Here is a 22,137-nt window from a genome sequence, read left to right as displayed (position 1 = left end):
CATGGGCAACCGGCCGGAAGAGCTGCGCGCCCTCCTCGACTCGGTCGCCAAGCAGGACGGCGACCCGGTCGAGGTGGTTGTCGTCGGCAACGGCTCCCCGGTACCGGACGTGCCCGCCGGGGTCCGCACGGTCGAGCTGCCCGAGAACCTGGGCATCCCCGGCGGCCGGAACGTCGGCATAGAGGCGTTCGGGCCGTCCGGCGGCGACGTCGACGTCCTGCTGTTCCTCGACGACGACGGACTGCTCGCCCAGCACGACACCGCGGAGCTGTGCCGCCGCGCCTTCGCCGACGACCCGTCGCTCGGCATCATCAGCTTCCGTATCGCCGACCCCGGGACCGGGGTCACCCAGCGCCGCCATGTGCCGCGGCTGCGCGCGTCCGACCCGATGCGCTCCTCGCGCGTGACGACCTTCCTCGGCGGCGCCAACGCCGTACGCACCCAGGTCTTCGCCGACGCCGGCACGCTGCCCGGCGAGTTCTTCTACGCCCATGAGGAGACCGACCTCGCCTGGCGCGCCCTCGACGCGGGCTGGATGATCGACTACCGCTCCGACATGGTGCTGTTCCACCCCACGACCGCGCCCTCGCGGCACGCGGTCTACCACCGCATGGTGGCCCGCAACCGCGTCTGGCTGGCCCGCCGCAATCTGCCGGCCCCGCTGGTCCCCGTCTACTTGGGCGTCTGGATGCTGCTGACGCTCGCCCGGCGCCCCTCGGGACCTGCGCTGAAGGCATGGTTCGGCGGGTTCAGGGAAGGCTGGACCACTCCCTGCGGGGCCCGTCGGCCCATGAAGTGGCGTACGGTGTGGCGCCTGACACGACTGGGCCGCCCTCCTGTCATCTGACAAGCTGATCTCTGAGAGCATTCGGGCCGTGTCCGGTCCCTGGCTCCCGCCTATGCCCGACCAGGCTGCGCATCTTGAAGACGAAAGTTTCCACTTGTGAGTGAGACAACGCATGACGGCGGCGTCACGCTGACCGCGCCTCCGTCGCCCGACGACGGGCTCTCCCCGGCCGCGCTCGCCGCCAAGTACGGCCTCGCCGTCAGTGGTGCCCGCCCCGGGCTCATCGAGTACGTCCGCCAGATGTGGGGGCGGCGCCACTTCATCCTGGCCTTCTCGCAGGCGAAGCTCACCGCCCAGTACAGCCAGGCCAAACTGGGCCAGCTGTGGCAGGTGGCCACCCCGCTGCTGAACGCGCTCGTCTATTACCTGATCTTCGGTCTCATCCTGAACGCCAGCCGGGGCATGTCGCACGACGTGTACATCCCGTTCCTGGTCACGGGTGTCTTCGTCTTCACCTTCACCCAGAGTTCGGTGATGGCGGGCGTCCGGGCCATCGCGGGCAACCTCGGCCTGGTCCGGGCCCTGCACTTCCCGCGCGCCTCGCTGCCGATCTCCTTCGCGCTCCAGCAGCTCCAGCAACTGCTGTTCTCGATGATCGTGCTGTTCGTCATCGTGATCGGGTTCGGCAGCTACCCCGGCCCCTCCTGGCTGCTGATCGTCCCGATCCTCGCACTCCAGTTCCTCTTCAACACCGGGCTCGCGCTGATCATGGCAAGGATGGGCAGCAAGACGCCCGACCTCGCCCAGCTCATGCCGTTCGTGATGCGGACCTGGATGTACGCGTCCGGCGTCATGTTCTCCATCCCGGTCATGCTGAAGGACAAGCCGGCGTGGATCGCCGACATCCTCCAGTGGAACCCGGCCGCGGTCTACATGGACCTGATGCGCTTCGCGCTCATCGACGGCTACGGCTCCGGCAACCTCCCGGCGCATGTCTGGGCGGTCGCCCTGGGCTGGTCCGTCCTCGTCGCGGTCGGCGGCTTCGTGTACTTCTGGAAGGCGGAGGAGCGGTACGGCCGTGGCTGAACAGCACCCCGGGGGGATCCCCACCGTCATCGCGGACGAACTCCACATCGTCTACCGCGTCAACGGCGCCAGGACCGGCAAGGGCAGCGCCACCGCCGCCCTCAGCCGGATCGTCAAGCGCGGCTCCGACGAGGAGAGGCGCGGCGTGCGCAAGGTGCACGCCGTACGGGGCGTCTCCTTCGTCGCCTACCGAGGTGAGGCGGTCGGCCTCATCGGCTCCAACGGCTCCGGCAAGTCGACGCTGCTGCGCGCCATCGCCGGACTGCTGCCCCCCGAGAAGGGCAAGGTCTACACCGACGGGCAGCCCTCGCTGCTCGGTGTGAACGCGGCCCTGATGAACGACCTCACGGGGGAGCGGAACGTCATATTGGGCGGGCTCGCGATGGGCATGTCCCGCGAGCAGATCAGGGAGCGCTACCAGGGGATCGTCGACTTCTCGGGCATTAACGAGAAGGGCGACTTCATCACCCTGCCGATGCGCACCTACTCGTCCGGCATGGCGGCCCGGCTCCGTTTCTCCATCGCCGCCGCGAAGGACCACGACGTCCTGATGATCGACGAGGCGCTGGCCACCGGCGACCGCAAGTTCCAGAAGCGCTCCGAGGCCCGCATCCGGGAGTTGCGCAAGGAGGCCGGAACGGTCTTCCTGGTGAGTCACAACAACAAATCCATCCGTGACACCTGCGACCGGGTGCTGTGGCTCGAACGTGGGGAACTGCGTATGGACGGCCCGACGGACGACGTACTCAAGGAGTACGAGAAATTCACCGGGAAGTAGCCGTACACGCAGGTCACGGCCCGCCCGCCCGGATCGCATGGACCCCGCCGGAACCGTCCGGCGGGGTTCCGTCGTGTTCGCACGTGTTCGGATGTCTCAACTTCTTTGCTGCTGGGGAATCTTGACGCCAATCGGTGTGTTGTTGTGATGTGCAGGACACCCCGACGAACCGTGTCTCGTTGTACAACGTAAGCTGTACCGGTCCTGATGCGCGGCAAGTGGGGCGATAAGCCGCAAGGTCCCCCTGCGGGTCGGCCCGCGGCGGGCGGGGCGGCGTGTCCGAAATAGGATGTATTGGGTCGGCAGTGTAGAACGGGAGATGTGACGGCAATGGCTACGGAAAGTCTCCAGCTCCGCGATGCTTCCGCCGTCCCCGCACCGGGCAGCGCGTGGTGACGGGCCCCGGGAGAACCCGGTCGGGGCCCGCCCCCCGGAGCGGCTCCCAGGCGGCGGCGGTGCACGGCACCCTGGACAAGGCCGCGGCCGAGAACTTTCCCGTGGCCCCCTTCTTCCTGCCCCGCGCCTGGCGCGACGACCTCATGGCCCTCTACGGGTACGCCCGGCTGGTCGACGACATCGGTGACGGCGACCTCGCACCCGGCGGCGCCGACGCCCGTCTCCTGGGCCTGTCACCCGAACGGGCCGACGACCGGCTCGCACTTCTCGACGCCTTCGAGGCCGACCTCCGACGTGTGTTCGACACCGACAGCGACACCGGCGGCGACACCGACGTGAGCAGGGGCGCCGACGGCGACCCCGGCGGCCCCCGCCACCCGTTGCTGCAACGACTGAGGCCGACCGTCCGCCGCCACGCCCTCACCCCCGAACCCTTTCTCGGCCTGATCGAGGCCAACCGCCAGGACCAGCTCGTCACCCGCTACGAGACGTTCGACGACCTCCTCGCCTACTGCGAGCTGTCCGCGAACCCGGTCGGCCGACTCGTCCTCGCCGTCACCGGCACCGCGACACCCGAGCGGATCCGGCGCTCCGACGCCGTGTGCACCGCACTGCAGATCGTCGAACACATCCAGGACGTCTCCGAGGACCTCGCGCAGGGCCGCGTCTATCTGCCCGCCGAGGACATGAAACGCTTCCACGTCCAGGAGTCCGACCTCGCGGCGCCCAGCGCGGGCGCCTCGGTGCGGGCCCTGATCGCGTTCGAAGCGGAACGCGCCCTGCGGCTGCTGAATGAAGGCACCCCCCTCGTGGGTAGCGTCCACGGCAGGCTGAAGCTGCTCCTCGCGGGGTTCGTGGCCGGGGGGAGGGCGGCCGTACACGCTGTCGCGGCCGTCTCCTACGACGTCCTTCCTGGACCGCCGAAGCCCACCAAGGTCCAGTTGCTGCGCGAGGTGGGAGCGACACTGCGAGGAGAGGGGTGAGCCGGGCCGTGGAGCCAGACCAACACGTGTCCGCACCGGTACTCGCCGCATACGGATACTGCGAGTCGGTGACCGGGCAGCAGGCCCGGAATTTCGCGTACGGGATCAGGCTGCTGCCGACGCCCAAGCGCCGTGCCATGTCCGCGCTCTACGCGTTCTCACGGCGCGTGGACGACATCGGGGACGGCGCACTCGCCCCCGACGTCAAGCAGGTGCGACTGGAGGAGACCCGGGCCCTGTTGACCCGGGTCCGCGAAGGCGCCGTGGACGAGGACGACACCGACCCGGTCGCGGTCGCCCTCACGCACGCGGCCACCGAGTTCCCGATCCCGCTCGGCGGCCTCGACGAACTCATCGACGGCGTCCTCAGCGACGTACGCGGTGAGACCTACGAGACCTGGGACGACCTGAAGGTCTACTGCCGCTGTGTCGCCGGAGCCATCGGCCGGCTCTCGCTCGGTGTCTTCGGCACCGAGCCGGCGGCGCGCGGCGTGGAGCGGGCCCCCGAGTACGCCGACACCCTGGGACTCGCGCTGCAACTCACCAACATCCTCCGCGACGTTCGCGAGGACGCCGGAGGCGGGCGCACCTATCTGCCGGCCGACGACCTCGCCAAGTTCGGCTGCTCCGCCGGGTTCAACGGCCCGACACCGCCGCCCGGATCGGACTTCGCGGGCCTCGTCCACTTCGAAGTCCGGCGCGCCCGCACCCTGTTCGCCGAGGGCTACCGGCTGCTGCCCCTGCTCGACCGGCGCAGCGGCGCCTGCGTCGCCGCCATGGCCGGTATCTACCGGCGCCTCCTGGACCGCATCGAGCGCGACCCCGAGGCCGTCCTGCGCGGCCGGGTCTCGCTGCCCGGACGCGAGAAGGCGTACGTCGCCGTGCGCGGACTGTCCGGTCTCGACGCCCGGCACATCGCGCGTCAGACCGTCAGGAGGCGCGTCCGATGAGCCCCTTGGGCGATCACCCCACGCCCGCGCACCACCGGCGGGCAACCCTCCACCCCACCTCGGCGTCCCTGACGGAGACAGCCCGCGCGGCGTTCGGCGATCATGCCGGACGGGCGCACGGCACGGTGGACGGAGAGGGCGCGTGAGCGACACGGACAAGCGGCCCGCGCGGCTGCCCGCCGACGCCGAAGGCCGCCCCGGACGGGAAGCCGTCGTGATCGGCGGAGGGCTCGCCGGGATCACCGCCGCACTCGGACTCGCCGACGCCGGTGTGCGGGTGACCCTCCTTGAGGGAAGGCCCCGACTGGGCGGGCTCGCCTTCTCCTTCAAGCGGGGCGACCTCACCGTCGACAACGGCCAGCACGTCTATCTGCGCTGCTGCACGGCCTACCGGTGGTTCCTCGACCGCATCGACGCGACCTCTCTCGCACCGCTCCAGGACCGCCTCGACGTGCCTGTCCTCGACGCCGCCACCCGCGTACGCACCCGGTCCGGCGAAGGACCACGGCTCGGCAGTCTGCGCCGCACCGCCTTGCCCGTACCGCTGCATCTCGCGCGCAGTCTCGCCGGCTATCCGCATCTGTCGCTCGCCGAACGCGTCAAGGTCGGGCGGGCCGCGCTCGCGCTGAAGAGCCTCGACCTGGCCGATCCGGAGCTGGACAACCAGGACTTCGGCTCCTGGCTGCGCAGACACGGCCAGTCGGCGCGCGCCGTCGAAGCACTCTGGGATCTCGTCGGCGTGGCCACCCTGAACGCGGTCGCGGGCGACTCCTCGCTGGGTCTCGCCGCGATGGTCTTCAAGACCGGGCTGTTGTCCGAGCCGGGCGCCGCCGATATCGGCTGGGCCCGCGTCCCACTCGGTGAACTCCATGACACTCTGGCCCGCAAGGCGCTCGACTCCGCGGGCGTACGTACCGAGATCCGTACACGCGTCACCTCCCTCTCGCCTATGGAGAACGGGCGGTGGACGGTGGAGGTTCCCGGTGAACGCATCGAGGCCGACACCGTTGTCCTCGCCGTCCCGCAGCAGGAGACCCACGACCTCCTCCCGGACGGGGCGCTCGACGATCCCGACCGGCTCCTCGGCATCGGCACGGCACCGATCCTCAATCTGCACGTCGTCTACGACCGCACCGTGCTCAGGCGGCCGTTCTTCGCGGCGGTCGGCTCGCCGGTGCAATGGGTGTTCGACCGCACCGACGCCTCGGGGCTGACCGACGGTCAGTATCTGGCGCTCTCCCAGTCGGCGGTCCACGACGAGATCGACGCACCCGTCGCCGCGCTGCGGGAACGCTTCCTGCCGGAGCTGGAACGCCTGCTGCCCGCCGCCCGGGGCGCCGAGGTACGCGACTTCTTCGTCACCAGGGAGCGCACCGCGACCTTCGCCCCGACGCCCGGGGTCGGCCGGCTCAGGCCCGGCCCCCGCACCAAGGCACCCGGCCTCTACCTGGCCGGCGCGTGGACCGCCACAGGCTGGCCCGCGACCATGGAAAGCGCGGTACGCAGCGGTGTCCAAGCCGCTGACGCCGCCCTCATGGTGCTCGGCCGACCCCGTGGTCATCTCTTCGAGGAGGCGGCGTGACGCTCGACCACCTCCTCGGGGCAGGTCCCCGCATCCCCGGCACCGCGACAAGAGGAGACACTGTGCCCACTGTGCCCCCGGCCGAACCGTCCGCCGAGGCCGTGGACGTGACCGCGCTCCTGGAGCGCGGCAGGACCCTGGCGTCGCCGGTGCTACGGGCCGCCGTGGACCGCCTCGCCCCGCCCATGGACACCGTCGCCGCCTACCACTTCGGCTGGATCGACGCCGAGGGCAACCCCGTGCACGGCGACGGCGGCAAGGCCGTACGCCCCGCGCTCGCCCTGCTCTCCGCGCAGGCCGCGGGCGCCGCGCCCGAGGTCGGGGTGCCCGGCGCCGTCGCCGTCGAACTCGTCCACAACTTCTCGCTGCTGCACGACGACCTGATGGACGGCGACGAACAGCGCCGCCACCGCGACACCGTGTGGAAGGTGCACGGCCCCGCGCAGGCCATCCTCGTCGGCGACGCCCTCTTCGCGCTCGCCAACGAGATCCTCCTGGAACTCGGCACCGTCGAGGCCGGCCGCGCCACGCGGCGACTCACCGCCGCGACCCGCGCCCTGATCGACGGTCAGGCCCAGGACATCTCCTACGAGCACCGGGAGCGCGTCACCGTCGAGGAGTGCCTCGAAATGGAGGGCAACAAGACGGGCGCCCTGCTCGCCTGCGCCTGCTCCATCGGCGCGGTGCTCGGCGGCGCCGACGACCGCACCGCCGACACCCTGGAGACCTACGGCTACCACCTGGGGCTCGCCTTCCAGGCCGTGGACGACCTGCTCGGCATCTGGGGCGACCCGGAGGCCACGGGCAAGCAGACCTGGAGCGATCTGCGCCAGCGCAAGAAGTCCCTCCCGGTGGTCGCCGCGCTCGCCGCCGGCGGACCCGCGTCGCAGCAGCTCGGCGAACTGCTCGCGGCCGACGCGAAGAGCAATGACTTCGACAGCTTCTCCGAGGAGGAGTTCGCCGCCCGTGCCGCTCTGATCGAGGAGGCCGGCGGGCGCGAGTGGACCGCGCAGGAGGCACGGCGTCAGCACGCCGTCGCCATCGAGGCGCTGGACACCGTCGAGATGCCGGACCAGGTGCGGGCGCAACTCGTCGCGCTCGCCGACTTCGTCGTCGTCCGAGAGAGATGATCATTATCGCCCGTATATGAATCGCAGTCGCCGACCGGTGCCCATCCAGGGCACCGGCCGACGGCGGACCCAGCAGAAGAAGAATCACTGCACGAAGGGGAAGCCATGACAGCGACGACCGACGGAAGCACCGGAGCCGTACCGCTCCGCGCTGCCTCGGCCACCGGAACAACCGACACGACCCCGCCGGCGTCCGGGACCCTCGACGCCGCCACACGCGCCGTCCGGCGCGCCACCGACTTCCTGCTCGCCCGGCAGGACGCCGAGGGCTGGTGGAAGGGCGACCTCGAAACGAATGTGACGATGGACGCCGAAGACCTGCTGCTCCGGCAGTTCCTCGGCATCCGCGACGAGGCCACCACCAAGGCCGCGGGCCTCTTCATCCGGGGCGAGCAGCGCGACGACGGCACCTGGGCCACCTTCTTCGGCGGCCCCGGCGACCTCTCCGCCACCATCGAGGCGTACGTCGCCCTCCGGCTGGCCGGCGACAGCCCCGACGACCCGCACATGGCGAAGGCCGCGGAGTGGATCCGCGCCCAGGGGGGCATCGCCGCGGGCCGGGTCTTCACCCGGATCTGGCTCGCCCTGTTCGGCTGGTGGAAGTGGGACGACCTGCCCGAACTGCCGCCGGAGCTGGTGTACTTCCCGAAGTGGTTCCCGCTCAACATCTACGACTTCGGCTGCTGGGCCCGGCAGACCATCGTGCCGCTCACCATCGTCTCCGCGAAGCGGCCCGTGCGCCCCGCGCCCTTCCCGCTCGACGAACTGCACACCGACGCCGCCGACCCCAACCCGGCCGGGCCGCTCGCCCCGGTGGCCAGTTGGGACGGTGTCTTCCAGCGCCTCGACAAGGCGCTGCACGCGTACCGCAAGGTGGCGCCGCGCGCGCTGCGCAAGGCCGCCATGAACAGCGCGGCCCGGTGGATCATCGAGCGCCAGGAGAACGACGGCTGCTGGGGCGGTATCCAGCCGCCCGCCGTGTACTCGATCATGGCCCTGCATCTGCTCGGCTACGACCTCGAACACCCTGTGATCCGCACGGGACTTGAGTCCCTGGACCGGTTCGCGGTGTGGCGCGAGGACGGCGCCCGGATGATCGAGGCGTGCCAGTCGCCGGTGTGGGACACCTGCCTGGCGACCATCGCGCTCGCCGACGCGGGTGTGCCCGCCGACCATCCGCAGCTCGTCAAGGCCGCCGACTGGATGCTCGGCGAACAGATCGTCCGGCCCGGCGACTGGTCGGTGCGCCGACCCCATCTCACCCCGGGCGGCTGGGCGTTCGAGTTCCACAACGACAACTACCCCGACATCGACGACACCGCCGAGGTCGTTCTCGCCCTGCGCCGCGTCCACCACCCCGACCCCGAGCGGGCCGAGCGTGCCATCGCGCGCGGAGTGAAGTGGAACCTCGGCATGCAGTCGAAGAACGGCGCGTGGGGCGCCTTCGACGTCGACAACACCAGCGCCTTCCCCAACCGGCTGCCGTTCTGCGACTTCGGCGAGGTCATCGACCCGCCGTCCGCCGACGTCACCGCGCACGTCGTCGAGATGCTCGCGATCGAGGGCAAGGCACACGACCCGCGCACCCGCCGGGGCATCGCCTGGCTGCTCGCCGAACAGGAGCCGAACGGCGCCTGGTTCGGCCGCTGGGGCGTCAACTACGTCTACGGCACCGGGTCCGTGGTCCCCGCGCTCACCGCCGCGGGCCTGCCCGTATCGCACCCGGCGATCCGCCGGGCCGTGGCCTGGCTGGAGTCCGTGCAGAACGACGACGGAGGCTGGGGCGAGGACCTGCGCTCCTACGACGACGCCGACGGCTGGAGCGGTCGCGGCGAGTCCACGGCATCGCAGACCGGCTGGGCCCTGATGGCCCTGCTCGCGGCGGGGGAGCAGGAGTCGAAGGCCGTCGAGCGGGGCGTCGCCTGGCTCGCCGAGACCCAGAACGAGGACGGTTCCTGGGACGAGCCCTACTTCACCGGCACGGGCTTCCCCTGGGACTTCTCGATCAACTACCACCTGTACCGGCAGGTCTTCCCGCTGACCGCGCTCGGCCGGTACGTCCACGGAGAGCCGTTCGCGGACCTGACGGCCGGTATGGCCGCCGACGCGACGGCCGACGGGGTGACCGGCATGGCGGCCGACAGGGTGGCCGACAGGGTGGCCGGTATGGCGGGCGGGCCGGCGGGCCGGTCGGCCAAGGGGAGCTGATGGCCGAAACGCCGGCATCCCCGGGCACCCCGCCGCTGCTGATCGCCTGTGCGCTCGGCATCGAGCACCTCGCCCTGCGCTCGGGCAGCCGCGGCTCCACGCCGGTGCCCATGACCCTGCTCCGTACGGGCATGGGTCCGGGAGCCGCCGAGCGGGCGGTGGCCCGCGCGCTGGCCGGTGAGGCGCTGCGTGGCGCCGCCGTCGTGGCGACCGGCTTCTGCGCGGGCCTGGCGCCCGGGATGCACCCGGGTGACCTGGTGGTCGCCGAGGAGACCCGCCTTCCGTCGGTGGACGGGGGCAGCGGCGCCACCACGGGCCGTACCACCCCGACCGGCACCACCATTCCGTACACGACCACTCCGTACACGACCACTTCTTGCACCGGCACGGAGCTGCTGGTCAAGGAGCTGGCCGGGGCCCTGCCCGGCCGGACCGTCCACACGGGACCGCTCATCGGTTCCGACCATGTCGTGCGCGGCCACGAACGCGCCGCTCTGCTGGCCACGGGGGCGATCGCGGTGGACATGGAGTCCGCCGCGACCCTGCGGACGGCCGTGGCGGCGGGCAGCCGTCCGGTTGCGGCTGTCCGGGTGGTCGTGGACGCTCCTGAGCATGAACTCGTCCGTATCGGCACGGTCCGCGGTGGAATATCAGCTTTCCGCGTACTTCGTGCCGTGCTTCCCGCATTTTTTGAATGGCACCGCAATGCAATGCTCCCCCGGAGGTGAGCTAGATGGCCATGCCGCTGCGTCAGACCGTCAAGGTGGCGACGTATCTCTTTGAACAGAAGCTCCGCAAGCGCGACAAGTTCCCGCTGATCGTCGAGCTGGAACCGCTTTTCGCGTGCAACCTGGCGTGTGAGGGCTGCGGCAAGATCCAGCACCCGGCGGGGGTTCTCAAGCAGCGGATGCCGGTGGCCCAGGCCGTCGGCGCCGTCCTGGAGTCCGGCGCGCCGATGGTGTCCATCGCCGGTGGCGAGCCGCTGATGCATCCGCAGATCGACGAGATCGTGCGGCAGTTGGTGGCGAAGAAGAAATACGTCTTCCTGTGCACCAACGCCATGCTGATGCGCAAGAAGATGGACAAGTTCACGCCCTCGCCGTATTTCGCGTTCGCCGTGCACATCGACGGACTGCGCGAGCGCCACGACGAATCCGTGGCGAAGGAGGGCGTGTTCGACGAGGCCGTGGAGGCCATCAAGGAGGCCAAGCGGCGCGGCTTCCGGGTGACCACCAACTCGACCTTCTTCAACACGGACACCCCGCAGACCATCATCGAGGTGCTCAACTTCCTCAACGACGACCTCAAGGTCGACGAGATGATGATCTCGCCTGCCTACGCCTACGAGAAGGCGCCCGACCAGGAGCACTTCCTCGGCGTCGAGCAGACCCGGGAACTCTTCAAGAAGGCGTTCGCGGGCGGCAACAGGCTGCGGTGGCGGCTCAACCACTCGCCCCTGTTCCTCGACTTCCTCGAAGGCAAGGTCGACTTCCCGTGCACGGCGTGGGCGATCCCCAACTACTCGCTGTTCGGCTGGCAGAAGCCCTGCTATCTGATGAGCGACGGGTACGTCACCACGTACAAGGACCTCATCGAGAAGACCGACTGGGACGCGTACGGCCGGGGCAAGGACCCGCGCTGCGCCAACTGCATGGCGCACTGCGGCTACGAGCCGACCGCCGTGCTCGCCACGATGGGGTCCCTGAAGGAGTCCCTGCGCGCCGCGCGCGAGACCGTCTCCGGAAACCGCGGGTGACGTCATGACCTCCGGAGAGCCTGTCCCACTGGGCCTTCCCGAGCTGCCGGTCCGACCCCTCGCCACCCGCCGCTTCACCCGGCGGATCGAGGTCGGACCGGTGGCCGTCGGAGGCGGTGCGCCCGTGTCGGTGCAGTCGATGACGACGACGCGTACGTCGGACATCGGGGCGACGCTTCAGCAGATCGCGGAGCTGACGGCGTCGGGGTGTCAGATCGTGCGGGTCGCGTGTCCGACTCAGGATGATGCGGATGCTTTGGCGGTGATTGCGCGGAAGTCGCAGATTCCGGTGATCGCGGATATTCATTTCCAGCCGAAGTACGTGTTCGCGGCGATCGACGCGGGCTGTGCTGCGGTGCGGGTGAATCCCGGGAACATCAAGCAGTTCGACGACAAGGTCAAGGAGATCGCGAAGGCGGCGAATGACGCGCGTACGCCGATTCGTATCGGGGTGAACGCGGGATCGCTGGACCAGCGGCTGCTGAAGAAGTACGGCAAGGCGACGCCCGAAGCCCTGGTGGAGTCGGCGCTGTGGGAGGCGTCGCTGTTCGAGGAGCACGGTTTCCGGGACATCAAGATCTCGGTGAAGCACAACGACCCCGTCGTCATGGTCAACGCCTACCGGCAGCTCGCGGCCCAGTGCGACTACCCGCTGCACCTCGGCGTCACCGAGGCGGGCCCCGCCTTCCAGGGCACCATCAAGTCGGCGGTCGCCTTCGGTGCGCTGCTCAGCGAGGGCATCGGTGACACCATTCGCGTCTCGCTGTCCGCGCCGCCCGTCGAGGAAGTGAAGGTCGGCATCCAGATCCTGGAGTCGCTGAATCTCCGTCAACGGCGGCTGGAGATCGTGTCGTGTCCGTCGTGCGGGCGGGCGCAGGTCGATGTGTACAAGCTGGCCGAGGAGGTCACGGCGGGTCTGACGGGCATGGAGGTGCCGTTGCGGGTCGCGGTGATGGGCTGTGTCGTGAACGGTCCGGGTGAGGCCCGTGAGGCGGATCTCGGTGTGGCGTCGGGTAATGGCAAGGGTCAGATCTTCGTGAAGGGCGAGGTCATCAAGACGGTGCCCGAGTCGAAGATCGTGGAGACCCTGATCGAGGAGGCGATGAAGATCGCCGAGCAGATGGAGCGGGACGGTGTTCCGTCCGGTGCTCCCGAGGTCATCGCGTCCGGCGCTCCCGGGGCCACCCCTTCGGGGACCTCCGCCGCCACTGTGAGCTGAACGAAGCACGTACTGAGAGGGGGCCCGAGCGTGACGATTCTGGAGACCATCAGGGGGCCGCGCGACCTTAAAGCGCTGTCCGAGGAGCAACTCGACGACCTGGCCGAGGAGATCAGGGAGTTCCTGGTCCAGGCGGTCGCCCGGACCGGGGGCCATCTCGGGCCCAATCTCGGGGTGGTGGAACTCTCCATCGCCCTGCACCGGGTCTTCGAGTCCCCGGTCGACCGGATCCTCTGGGACACCGGCCATCAGAGCTACGTACACAAACTCCTGACCGGCCGGCAGGACTTCTCCAAGCTGCGCGGCAAGGGCGGCCTTTCCGGCTACCCCTCGCGTGACGAGTCCGAGCACGACGTCATCGAGAACAGCCACGCCTCGACCGTGCTCGGCTGGGCCGACGGTCTCGCCAAGGCCCGCGATGTCCAGGGCGAGCGCAGCCATGTCGTCGCCGTCATCGGGGACGGCGCGCTCACCGGCGGCATGGCCTGGGAGGCGCTGAACAACATCGCCGCCGCCAAGGACCGGCCGCTGATCATCGTCGTCAACGACAACGAACGCTCGTACGCCCCCACCATCGGTGGCCTCGCCAACCACCTGGCGACCCTGCGGACCACCGACAGCTACGAGCGGGTGCTCGCCTGGGGCAAGGACGTCCTCCAGCGCACCCCGGTCATCGGACAGCCGCTGTACGAGTCGCTGCACGGCGCGAAGAAGGGGTTCAAGGACGCCTTCGCCCCGCAGGGCATGTTCGAGGACCTGGGCCTGAAGTACGTCGGCCCGATCGACGGGCACGACATCAGCGCCGTCCAGTCCGCGCTGCGCCGGGCGAAACGGTTCCACGGGCCCGTCCTCGTGCACTGCCTCACCGAGAAGGGGCGCGGGTACGAACCGGCGCTCGCGGACGACGCCGACCGGTTCCACACGGTCGGCGTGATGGACCCGCTGACCTGCGAGCCGCTGGCACCGTCCAACGGCCCTTCGTGGACGTCGGTGTTCGGCGACGAGATCGTGCGGATCGGCGCCGAGCGTGAGGACGTCGTGGCGATCACGGCGGCCATGCTCCACCCCGTGGGGCTGACGCAGTTCGCCGACAAGTTCCCGGACCGCGTGTGGGACGTCGGCATCGCCGAGCAGCACGCGGCCGTCTCCGCCGCAGGGCTCGCCACGGGCGGGCTGCATCCGGTGGTCGCCGTGTACGCGACCTTCCTCAACCGCGCTTTCGACCAACTGCTGATGGATGTGGCGCTGCACCGCTGCGGGGTCACGTTCGTGCTGGACCGCGCCGGCGTGACCGGGGTCGACGGGGCATCCCACAACGGCATGTGGGACATGTCGATCCTCCAGGTCGTGCCGGGGCTGCGGATCGCCGCGCCGCGCGACGCGGACCAACTGCGGGCGCAGTTGCGGGAAGCGGTCGCCGTGGACGACGCGCCGACGCTGCTGCGGTTCCCGAAGGAGTCGGTCGGCCCCGCGATTCCGGCCGTGGACCGGATCGGCGGGCTCGACGTGCTGCACCGCGCCGACCGGTCCGACGTGCTCCTTGTCGCCGTCGGCGTGATGGCGCCGGTGTGCCTCCAGGCCGCCGAACTCCTCGAAGCCCGGGGGATCGGCTGCACCGTGGTCGACCCGCGCTGGGTCAAGCCCGTGGACGAGGCGCTGCCCCCGCTCGCGGCCGGGCACCGGCTGGTCGCGGTGGTCGAGGACAACAGCCGCGCCGCCGGGGTCGGGGCGGCGGTCGCGCTGGCACTCGGCGAGGCGGAGGTCGACGTACCGGTACGGCGGTTCGGTATCCCGGACCAGTTCCTGGCGCACGCCAAGCGGGGTGAGGTCCTGGCGGACATCGGGCTCACGCCGGTGGAGATCGCGGGGCGTATCGGGGCGAGTCTGGCGGCGAAGGAGAGTGCCGAGCCGAAATCTGCCGAGCGGAAGTCCGCCGAGCCGAAGTCTGCGGTACGGAAGTCCGCAGAGCCGAAGTCCGCCGTACGGAAACCCTCCGCACGGAAGTCCGTCGCCGCGAAGACGAGTGCCGCCGAGACGCGGGGCCGTCGGTCCGGGGGCAAGGTGCGGGGTGCGGTCGATCCCGGGGCGCCCGATCCCGCCGCCCGGTCAGGCGCAGAGCCGTCGTCCCGTACGGACACGTCGTCCCCCGAGGAGTCAGCCGAATGAGCAAGGAGTTCGACCTCGGCAGGCTGCTGGCCGAGCGGGGTGCCGAGCGGTACGAGTTGCATGGCAAGTATCTGAACCACCAGTTGCCGCGCATGCTGCACACCATCGGCTTCGACAAGGTGTACGAGCGGGCCGAGGGCGCCCACTTCTGGGACGCGGACGGGAACGACTACCTCGACATGCTCGCCGGGTTCGGCGTGATGGGCCTGGGCCGGCACCACCCCGTGGTCCGCAAGGCGCTGCACGACGTGCTCGACGCGTCGCTCGCCGATCTCACCCGGTTCGACTGCCAGCCGCTGCCCGGCCTGCTCGCCGAGAAGCTGCTGACGTACAGCCCGCACCTGGACCGGGTGTTCTTCGGCAACAGCGGCACGGAGGCCGTCGAGACCGCGCTGAAGTTCGCCCGGTTCGCCACCGGCAGGCCGAGGATCCTGTACTGCGCGCACGCCTTCCACGGGCTGACCACGGGCTCCCTTTCGGTGAACGGAGAGGCCGGGTTCCGCGACGGTTTCGCGCCGCTGCTCCCGGACACCGCCGTACCGCTCGGCGACCTGGACGCGCTCGCCAAGGAGCTGGCGCGCGGTGACGTCGCCGGGCTGATCGTCGAGCCGATCCAGGGCAAGGGCGTCCACGAGGCACCGCCCGGCTATCTGCGGGCCGCCCAGGAGCTGCTGCGTAAGCACAAGGCGCTGCTCATCGCCGACGAGGTGCAGACCGGCCTCGGCCGGACCGGCGACTTCTACGCGTACCAGCACGAGGACGGTGTCGAACCGGACCTCGTGTGCGTCGCGAAGGCGCTGTCGGGCGGCTATGTGCCGGTCGGCGCGACCCTCGGCAAGGACTGGATCTTCAAGAAGGTGTACTCGTCGATGGACCGCGTCCTGGTCCACTCCGCGAGCTTCGGGTCCAACGCCCAGGCCATGGCCGCCGGACTCGCCGTCCTGTCGGTCATGGACGACGAGCAGATCGTCGCCCACGCGCGCGTGACGGGTGAGCTGCTGAAGTCCCGGCTCGCCGCGCTGACCGACCGCTACGAGATGCTCAGTGACGTACGCGGCCGGGGCCTGATGATCGGCATCGAGTTCGGGCGGCCCAAATCCCTCAAGCTGCGCAGCGGCTGGACCATGCTCCAGGCCGCCCGCAAGGGTCTGTTCGCGCAGATGGTGGTCGTACCGCTGCTCCAGAAGCACCGGATCCTCACCCAGGTCTCCGGCGACCATCTGGAGGTCATCAAGCTGATCCCGCCGCTGGTCCTGGACGAGGCGGACGTCGACCGCTTCGTGGAGGCCTTCACCGCCGTGATGGACGACGCGCACAGCGGGGGTGGCCTGATGTGGGACTTCGGTAAGACACTGATGAAGCAGGCGGTGGCCAACCGGTAGTCCGCGCGGCGTAGCGAGCCTTTTGCCTCTCTGGCAAGAAATTTGCCCGAGAGGCACGGCTCTGGCTCAATCAAGGTATGAGCCCTTCCGATGCGGCACGCGAGCCGGGTCCCGAACCGGCCGCGGAGCCGTTGACCGAGGCCGACGCGCTGCCCACCGTCGCCCCGCAGCTCCGCTCGCTGCGCCACCGCGCCTCGCTGACCCTGGAGGCCGCCGCCGCGTCCGCCGGACTCTCCCCGGCCCATCTGTCCCGCCTGGAGACCGGCCGGCGCCAGCCCTCGCTGCCCATGCTGCTCGCGCTCGCCCGTGTCTACGGTACGACCGTGTCCGAGCTGCTCGGCGAGACGGTCGCCGACCGGGACGCCGTCGTGCGCGCGCAGTCCATGGAACCGGTCAGGGCCGGCGGCTGGACCTACTGGACGGCGGGCGCCCCCGGCCGTGGAATGCAGGCCCTGCGCGTGCACGTGCCGTACGGGGCGCAGGGCGACATCGTCCGCGTCCACCCCGGCGAGGAATGGCTCCACGTCCTCGAAGGGCGGCTGCGGCTGCGCCTCGGCGACAGCGCCCACGTCCTCGCGCCGGGCGACAGCGCGCACTTCGACTCACTCACCCCGCACCGGATCGCCGCCGCCGACGAGAGCGGCGCCGACCTTCTGTTCGTCCACACCCTGCTGCAGAGCCCGTCCGCCGCGCTGTGCCTCGGCCCGGCGACCGGCCACCCCATCCTGGGAGACCCCCGATGACGGAAGCCCCGCGCTCGCCGGAGCCGACACAGCCCACCGAACCGATCGCGCCCCCGACGCCCAGCCGCCGCGACATGGAGGAGAAGCTTCCGCGCGGCCTGTGGGTGCGGCTGCTCGTCTATGTCGCGGTCGGGCATCTGCTCGCCGCGTTCATCTTCCTGCTCTTCGAGATCGGCGCGCAGAACCAGTAGTCCACCGCGCGGGGCGTGCGGCGTGGGGCGTGGTGCGGGGGCTCAGTCGAGCAGGTGCGCGCGGAGCCGTTCCCGCTGGTCCGGCGACAGTCGCAGGCCCTGCTCCAGATACGCGTCGGTGCCGCCCCAGGTCTCCTCGATGGTGTCGAAGGCCGCCGCCAGATACTCGGCGCGGGCGTCGAAGAGCGGGCTGAGCAGCTCCATGACCTCCGGCGAGTAGGCGTCGGCCGTGTCGCTGCTGCGGTGCACCTTGTAGCGGCGGTGGGCGGCGTTCGACGCCAGGTAGTCCGCCTCGATGGCGTCGCGTTCGACGCCGACGGCGAGGAGCGTCACGGCTATCGACAGACCGGCGCGGTCCTTGCCCGCCGCACAGTGCATCAGCGCGGGCACGCTGTCGTCGGCCATCGCGTGCAGCACGCGCGCGTGCTCGGCGGTGCGCTGCGAGATGATCGCGCGGTACGACTCGATCATCCGGTTCGCCGCGCGCCCCTCCGAGAGCAGCGCCCGCAGCTGGTCGAGATCGCCGTCGCGGACCATCTTCCAGAACTCGGCGCCGTCCGCCGGGTCGGTCAGCGGCAGATTCACGTTGCGCACCCCGGGCAGGTCCACGTCCGGGCCTTCGAGCCGCTGGTCGGCCGCGTTGCGGAAGTCGAAGATCGTGTGCAGGCCCAGCGACGACAGGAACGCGGTGTCCTCGGCGGTCGCGTGCGCGAGGTGCCCGCTGCGGAACAGCCGGCCCTGCCGGACCCGCCGGCCGTCCACGGTCGGCAGCCCGCCCACGTCGCGGAAGTTCCGCACACCGGCCAGCTCGGGCTCTGTCGACGGGACCTGCTGCGTCACGGGGGCTCCTCCCATTCGGCCGCCGACGCCGCTCATCGGCGTGGCGCGCTTTCGACCTTACGACATGGATTCCTGGGGCAATCATCTCCGGGACGACCGCCGCCGGGACACCCCCCGATACGGAGATGAACGTCTCGCCGTGCAGGGTGTTTCCCCAGTCCGGTACAGGGCGTTGCCCCGGACTCGTCGGGGGCGTTGCCCCGGACCCGTACCGCCCTCGATGATGTGCGTACCTGAGCGCGGCTGTTCGGATCTGTGGGGGTTTGATGATCGAGATCGGTGCTGACGGGCGGACCTGGCTCCTTTCCGGGCCGACGAGCAGCTACGCGCTCCGCGTCGCGGACGACGACGCCCTGCTGCATCTCCACTGGGGGCCCAGGATCTCCCTCGCCGACGCCGAGTCCCTGGCCGCCGGGCCGCCACCCGCGCCGCGCCCCTTCCACGCCCCTCTCGACGGGCGCGAGGAGTACCCCGTCGAGGGCGGCCCCCGCTTCGTACGCCCCGCCCTGTCCGTCCGTACCGAACAACCCCACGGCACCGACCAGATCCGCGGCACCGCATGGCGCTACCGGGACGCGTTCGTCGGGGACGACCTGCTGGAGGTGCGGTTCTCCGACGACCTGGTCGGGCTGCTGCTCACGCTCCGGTACGGCATGCGCGGTGATGTCGTCGAACGCTCCGCGACCCTGGCCCACGATGGCCCCGCTGACGCGCCCGCGCTGGAGGTGCTGCGCGCCGACTCCGCGACCTGGACGCTGCCCCGGCGCGACGGCTGGCGGCTCTCGCAGCTGCACGGGCGGTGGGCCGCCGAGACCCGGCTCGCGCGCTCCGAGCTGACGTACGGGGAGCACATCATCGGCAGCAGGCGCGGGCACACCGGGCATCAGCATCTGCCCTGGGTCGCGCTCGACGCCGACGGCGAGGCGACCGAGGAGCGCGGCGAGGTCTACGGCTGCGCCCTCGCGTGGTCCGGGTCCTGGCGGATCGCCGTGCACCGGTTGCCCGACGGCGCCGTCCAGATCACCGGCGGCACCGGACACGACGACGCGGGCCAGGACCTGCTCGCGCCCGGCGCCACGCTCACCACCCCCGTCTTCGCCGGACTGTGGAGCGACGGCGGCTTCGGCGGGGCGAGCCGCGCCTGGCACGCCTACCAGCGCGCGTACGTCGTCCCGGACGCGGACCGCGACCGTCCGGTGCTCTACAACTCCTGGGAGGCCACCGGCTTCGGGATCTCCGAGGAGCAGCAGCGCGCGCTCGCCCGGCGCGCCGCCGACGTGGGCGTGGAGCTGTTCGTGGTGGACGACGGCTGGTTCGGGTCCCGCACCAGCGACCGGGCCGGACTCGGCGACTGGACCCCCAACCCCGACCGCTTCCCGTCCGGTCTGAAGCCGCTCGCCGACGACGTGCACGCGCTGGGCATGCGGTTCGGGATCTGGGTCGAGCCCGAGATGGTCAACCCCGATTCCGACCTGTACCGCGCGCACCCCGACTGGGTGCAGCACTTTCCCGGACGTATCAGGACGGAATTCCGCAATCAGCTCATCCTCAACCTTGCCCGCGAGGACGTCCAGGCATATCTGTGGGAACGGCTCGACACCCTCCTGAACAGCGCCCCGATCGACTATGTGAAGTGGGACTTCAACCGCTGTTTCACCGACGCGGGCTGGCCGGGCGAGCCGTACCCGCAGAAGCTCTGGAACGCCCATGTACGTGCCCTCTACGCCCTGTTGGACCGGCTGCGCGCGGCGCATCCCGGTGTCGCCTTCGAGTCCTGCTCCGGCGGCGGCGCCCGGGTCGACCTCGGGATCATGGCGCGCACCGACCAGGTGTGGACCTCCGACAACACCGACCCGCTGGACCGGCTCGCGATCCAGCACGGTTTCAGCCAGCTCCATCCGGCGCGGGTGATGGCCGCCTGGGTCACGGACAGCCCGAACACGCAGCTCAACGACCGGGTCAGCTCGCTGCGCTTCCGCTTCGTCAGCGCCATGGCCGGGGTGCTCGGCCTCGGCGGCGACCTCACCGAGTGGAGCGCCGATGAGCTGGCCGAGGCGCGGACCTGGGTGGATCTCTACAAGGAGATCAGGCCGGTGGTCCAGCGCGGAGACCTCTACCGGCTGCGCGCACCCGACGGCGCGCCCGGCGGGCCGAGCGCCATCCAGTACGTACTGGGTGACGAGGTCGTCGTACTCGCCTGGCTGCCGGCCCAGCGGTACGGCGAGCCGGCGGCCCCGGTCCGGCTGAGCGGCCTGGACGCATCGGCCGCCTACGAGTGCCGGGAGACCGGGACCGTGCACCGGGGCGCGGTCCTGCTGCACCACGGTCTGCCCACCGGTCTGCGCGGTGATCTGGACGCGACGATCATCCGGCTACGCCGTATCTGACCGAATTGGGCTGTTAGGGCGATTGGTAAGGCTCTGGGCTGCTGGTCCAACTGGCCCTGGAATAAGCGGAATGAGGCGCTGTGCTGTCGGCGTCAGTGAGCAGGATCATATCCGTGACGGTGGGTGGCGATCATGCTCGGGCCATGTTCCGTGCGCACCACGGGAATTGCCGTATTCCGGAAGATCGTTCGTCGACGCAGGGTGACCGGTAATTCCGCCGAGGATCAAGAAGCGGAATGCTTTTGCGAATTCGCTGCTTGTCTGCGGCATTCCTGCTCGCTTAGCGTCCAGCCCCATCCGGACGGACGCCTAATCCTGCCGCCGCCCGGAATCCGCACACCCACCCGAAACCGGCAGGAGCGGGGGATCCACAGGTAGTACGCCGATTCCGGAACCCCCATCGGGAGACCGGAGCGGCTCGGGGTGAAGTCGCGTGCGAACGCGACCGGGCATCTCCAGCCCGAACCCGACAGCTCACCTCGCAGGCGCCGGAGAGGAATTCGTCATGCCCGCGAAGGGTAAGCACCGTCGTCCCAAGGCCCAGCGCCTCACCCGTGGAATCGCGGTCGCCGGCACCGGTGGCGCCGCGCTCGCACTGCCGTTGATCGGCGCCACCGGTGCCCACGCCGCGGCGCCGCAGTCCGCTCCCGTGGCCGCCGAGAAGTCCGCCGCCACCCTCGACCAGGCCGCCGCCCGGAAGGCCGAGGCGGCGCAGTCCGCCGAGACGCCCACGGTCACGACGTACACCGTCAAGCCCGGCGACTACCTCTCGAAGATCGCGCAGGAGCAGAGCGTCAGCGGCGGCTGGCACCAGCTCTACGAGGACAACCGGGAGGCCGTGGGCGAGAACCCGAGCCTGATCCACCCCGGTCTGCAGCTGACCATCGGCGGCACGGCCGCGGACGCTCCGGCGGCCGACCCGTCGTCGGCTTCGTCCTCGGACGACACCGCGGCGCCGTCCACCGACCCGGCACCAGCCGCACCCTCCGCGCCGTCCGACGACACCGCGGCCCCGGCCGACCAGGGCGCGAGCACGTCCACCGACACCGCCGGTTCGGGGTACACGCTGCCCGTCGACGGCGGCGCGGTCGGTACGCCGTACCACCAGTCCGGCAGCATGTGGTCCAGCGGCTACCACACCGGTGTGGACTTCGTCGTCCCGACCGGCACGACCATCAAGTCCGTCGGTCCGGGCACCGTCGTCTCGGCGGGCTGGGGCGGCGCCTACGGCAACCAGGTCGTCGTCCAGCACACCGACGGCCAGTACTCGCAGTACGCCCACCTCTCCCAGCTGTCCGTCTCGGCCGGGCAGACCGTGGCCGGTGGCCAGCAGCTCGGACTCTCGGGCGCGACCGGCAACGTGACCGGACCGCACCTGCACTTCGAGATCCGCACCGGGCCCGACTACGGCTCCGACGTGGACCCGCTGGCCTACCTGCGGTCGCACGGCGTCGGCATCTGAGACGTTCAGGGTCCGCGCCGTAGCCGGACCCGGGAATTCCGGAGATTGAGCGAAGGGGTCGCATCGGCGGATGCGACCCCTTCCGCCTATT

Annotated in this window: 18 protein-coding genes, 1 pseudogene and 1 riboswitch; of the genes and pseudogenes, 18 read left to right on the top strand and 1 reads right to left on the bottom strand. The window is 70.5% G+C overall.

Features of this window, described 5'->3' with window-relative positions:
- Position 1: 1 nt before the first annotated feature.
- The 16 genes and pseudogenes from ACIQNU_RS35755 (at position 2) to ACIQNU_RS35680 (ending at position 17,357) form a co-directional block, all read left to right on the top strand.
- Positions 2-847 carry a glycosyltransferase family 2 protein gene (locus ACIQNU_RS35755; protein WP_401374483.1) on the top strand — a complete coding sequence of 282 codons (846 nt, stop codon included), beginning with the start codon at positions 2-4 and terminating at the stop codon, positions 845-847.
- A gap of 96 nt (positions 848-943) precedes the next feature.
- Positions 944-1,873, top strand: a complete 930-nt coding sequence (locus ACIQNU_RS35750) for an ABC transporter permease (RefSeq protein ID WP_401374401.1) — start codon at positions 944-946, stop codon at positions 1,871-1,873.
- Entirely contained in the window at positions 1,866-2,651 is a 786-nt protein-coding gene (locus tag ACIQNU_RS35745; protein WP_401374399.1) for an ABC transporter ATP-binding protein, read from the top strand. Before ACIQNU_RS35750 ends, ACIQNU_RS35745 begins: the two co-directional genes overlap by 8 nt.
- Positions 2,652-3,043: 392 nt before the next feature.
- Positions 3,044-4,030 carry a squalene synthase HpnC gene (hpnC, locus tag ACIQNU_RS35740; RefSeq protein WP_401374396.1) on the top strand — a complete coding sequence of 329 codons (987 nt, stop codon included), beginning with the start codon at positions 3,044-3,046 and terminating at the stop codon, positions 4,028-4,030.
- Positions 4,027-4,980, top strand: coding sequence for a presqualene diphosphate synthase HpnD (gene hpnD / locus ACIQNU_RS35735; protein ID WP_401374394.1), 954 nt, complete (start codon positions 4,027-4,029; stop codon positions 4,978-4,980). Before hpnC ends, hpnD begins: the two co-directional genes overlap by 4 nt.
- On the top strand, positions 4,977-5,126 hold the full coding sequence (locus ACIQNU_RS35730) for a DUF6380 family protein (protein ID WP_401374392.1): 150 nt from the start codon (positions 4,977-4,979) through the stop codon (positions 5,124-5,126). Before hpnD ends, ACIQNU_RS35730 begins: the two co-directional genes overlap by 4 nt.
- Positions 5,123-6,562, top strand: coding sequence for a hydroxysqualene dehydroxylase HpnE (gene hpnE, locus ACIQNU_RS35725; protein WP_401374390.1), 1,440 nt, complete (start codon positions 5,123-5,125; stop codon positions 6,560-6,562). Before ACIQNU_RS35730 ends, hpnE begins: the two co-directional genes overlap by 4 nt.
- Positions 6,563-6,624: 62 nt before the next feature.
- Complete coding sequence (locus tag ACIQNU_RS35720) at positions 6,625-7,692, top strand: polyprenyl synthetase family protein (protein WP_401374388.1); 1,068 nt, start codon at positions 6,625-6,627, stop codon at positions 7,690-7,692.
- Between the two features lie 105 nt (positions 7,693-7,797).
- Positions 7,798-9,900, top strand: coding sequence for a squalene--hopene cyclase (gene shc, locus ACIQNU_RS35715; protein WP_401374385.1), 2,103 nt, complete (start codon positions 7,798-7,800; stop codon positions 9,898-9,900).
- Positions 9,900-10,628: a 1-hydroxy-2-methyl-2-butenyl 4-diphosphate reductase gene (locus ACIQNU_RS35710; RefSeq protein ID WP_401374384.1), complete on the top strand. Its 729-nt coding sequence runs from the start codon at positions 9,900-9,902 to the stop codon at positions 10,626-10,628. Before shc ends, ACIQNU_RS35710 begins: the two co-directional genes overlap by 1 nt.
- A 5-nt stretch (positions 10,629-10,633) precedes the next feature.
- Positions 10,634-11,656 carry an adenosyl-hopene transferase HpnH gene (gene hpnH / locus ACIQNU_RS35705; protein WP_401374382.1) on the top strand — a complete coding sequence of 341 codons (1,023 nt, stop codon included), beginning with the start codon at positions 10,634-10,636 and terminating at the stop codon, positions 11,654-11,656.
- A gap of 4 nt (positions 11,657-11,660) precedes the next feature.
- Positions 11,661-12,875, top strand: coding sequence for a flavodoxin-dependent (E)-4-hydroxy-3-methylbut-2-enyl-diphosphate synthase (gene ispG / locus ACIQNU_RS35700; RefSeq protein WP_401374378.1), 1,215 nt, complete (start codon positions 11,661-11,663; stop codon positions 12,873-12,875).
- Between the two features lie 30 nt (positions 12,876-12,905).
- A pseudogene (gene dxs, locus ACIQNU_RS35695) lies at positions 12,906-14,789 on the top strand (1-deoxy-D-xylulose-5-phosphate synthase); the annotation flags it as partial.
- 248 nt (positions 14,790-15,037) lie between these two features.
- Positions 15,038-16,423 carry an aspartate aminotransferase family protein gene (locus ACIQNU_RS35690; protein WP_401374375.1) on the top strand — a complete coding sequence of 462 codons (1,386 nt, stop codon included), beginning with the start codon at positions 15,038-15,040 and terminating at the stop codon, positions 16,421-16,423.
- A 77-nt stretch (positions 16,424-16,500) separates the two neighbouring features.
- On the top strand, positions 16,501-17,166 hold the full coding sequence (locus tag ACIQNU_RS35685; RefSeq protein WP_401374372.1) for a helix-turn-helix domain-containing protein: 666 nt from the start codon (positions 16,501-16,503) through the stop codon (positions 17,164-17,166).
- The gene (locus ACIQNU_RS35680; RefSeq protein ID WP_401374370.1) at positions 17,163-17,357 is read left to right on the top strand and encodes a DUF6126 family protein; all 195 of its coding nucleotides are present in this window, start codon (positions 17,163-17,165) and stop codon (positions 17,355-17,357) included. Before ACIQNU_RS35685 ends, ACIQNU_RS35680 begins: the two co-directional genes overlap by 4 nt.
- 42 nt (positions 17,358-17,399) lie before the next feature.
- Here ACIQNU_RS35680 and ACIQNU_RS35675 read toward each other — a convergent pair whose 3' ends face one another.
- Entirely contained in the window at positions 17,400-18,197 is a 798-nt protein-coding gene (locus tag ACIQNU_RS35675; protein WP_401374367.1) for a tyrosine-protein phosphatase, read from the bottom strand.
- 266 nt (positions 18,198-18,463) lie between these two features.
- On the opposite strand from ACIQNU_RS35675, the gene ACIQNU_RS35670 reads away from it, so the two are divergent.
- Together ACIQNU_RS35670 and ACIQNU_RS35665 are read left to right on the top strand one after the other, a co-directional pair.
- On the top strand, positions 18,464-20,584 hold the full coding sequence (locus ACIQNU_RS35670; RefSeq protein WP_401374364.1) for an alpha-galactosidase: 2,121 nt from the start codon (positions 18,464-18,466) through the stop codon (positions 20,582-20,584).
- 331 nt (positions 20,585-20,915) lie between these two features.
- A riboswitch (cyclic di-AMP (ydaO/yuaA leader) is annotated at positions 20,916-21,085 on the top strand.
- 4 nt (positions 21,086-21,089) lie between these two features.
- Positions 21,090-22,046, top strand: a complete 957-nt coding sequence (locus tag ACIQNU_RS35665) for a peptidoglycan DD-metalloendopeptidase family protein (protein ID WP_401374362.1) — start codon at positions 21,090-21,092, stop codon at positions 22,044-22,046.
- The last annotated feature ends 91 nt before the right edge of the window (positions 22,047-22,137 follow it).

Origin of the sequence: Streptomyces sp. NPDC091292 (assembly GCF_044757265.1) — a bacterium.
Lineage (GTDB): Bacteria > Actinomycetota > Actinomycetes > Streptomycetales > Streptomycetaceae > Streptomyces.
This window is presented reverse-complemented; position numbering and strand designations above follow the sequence as displayed.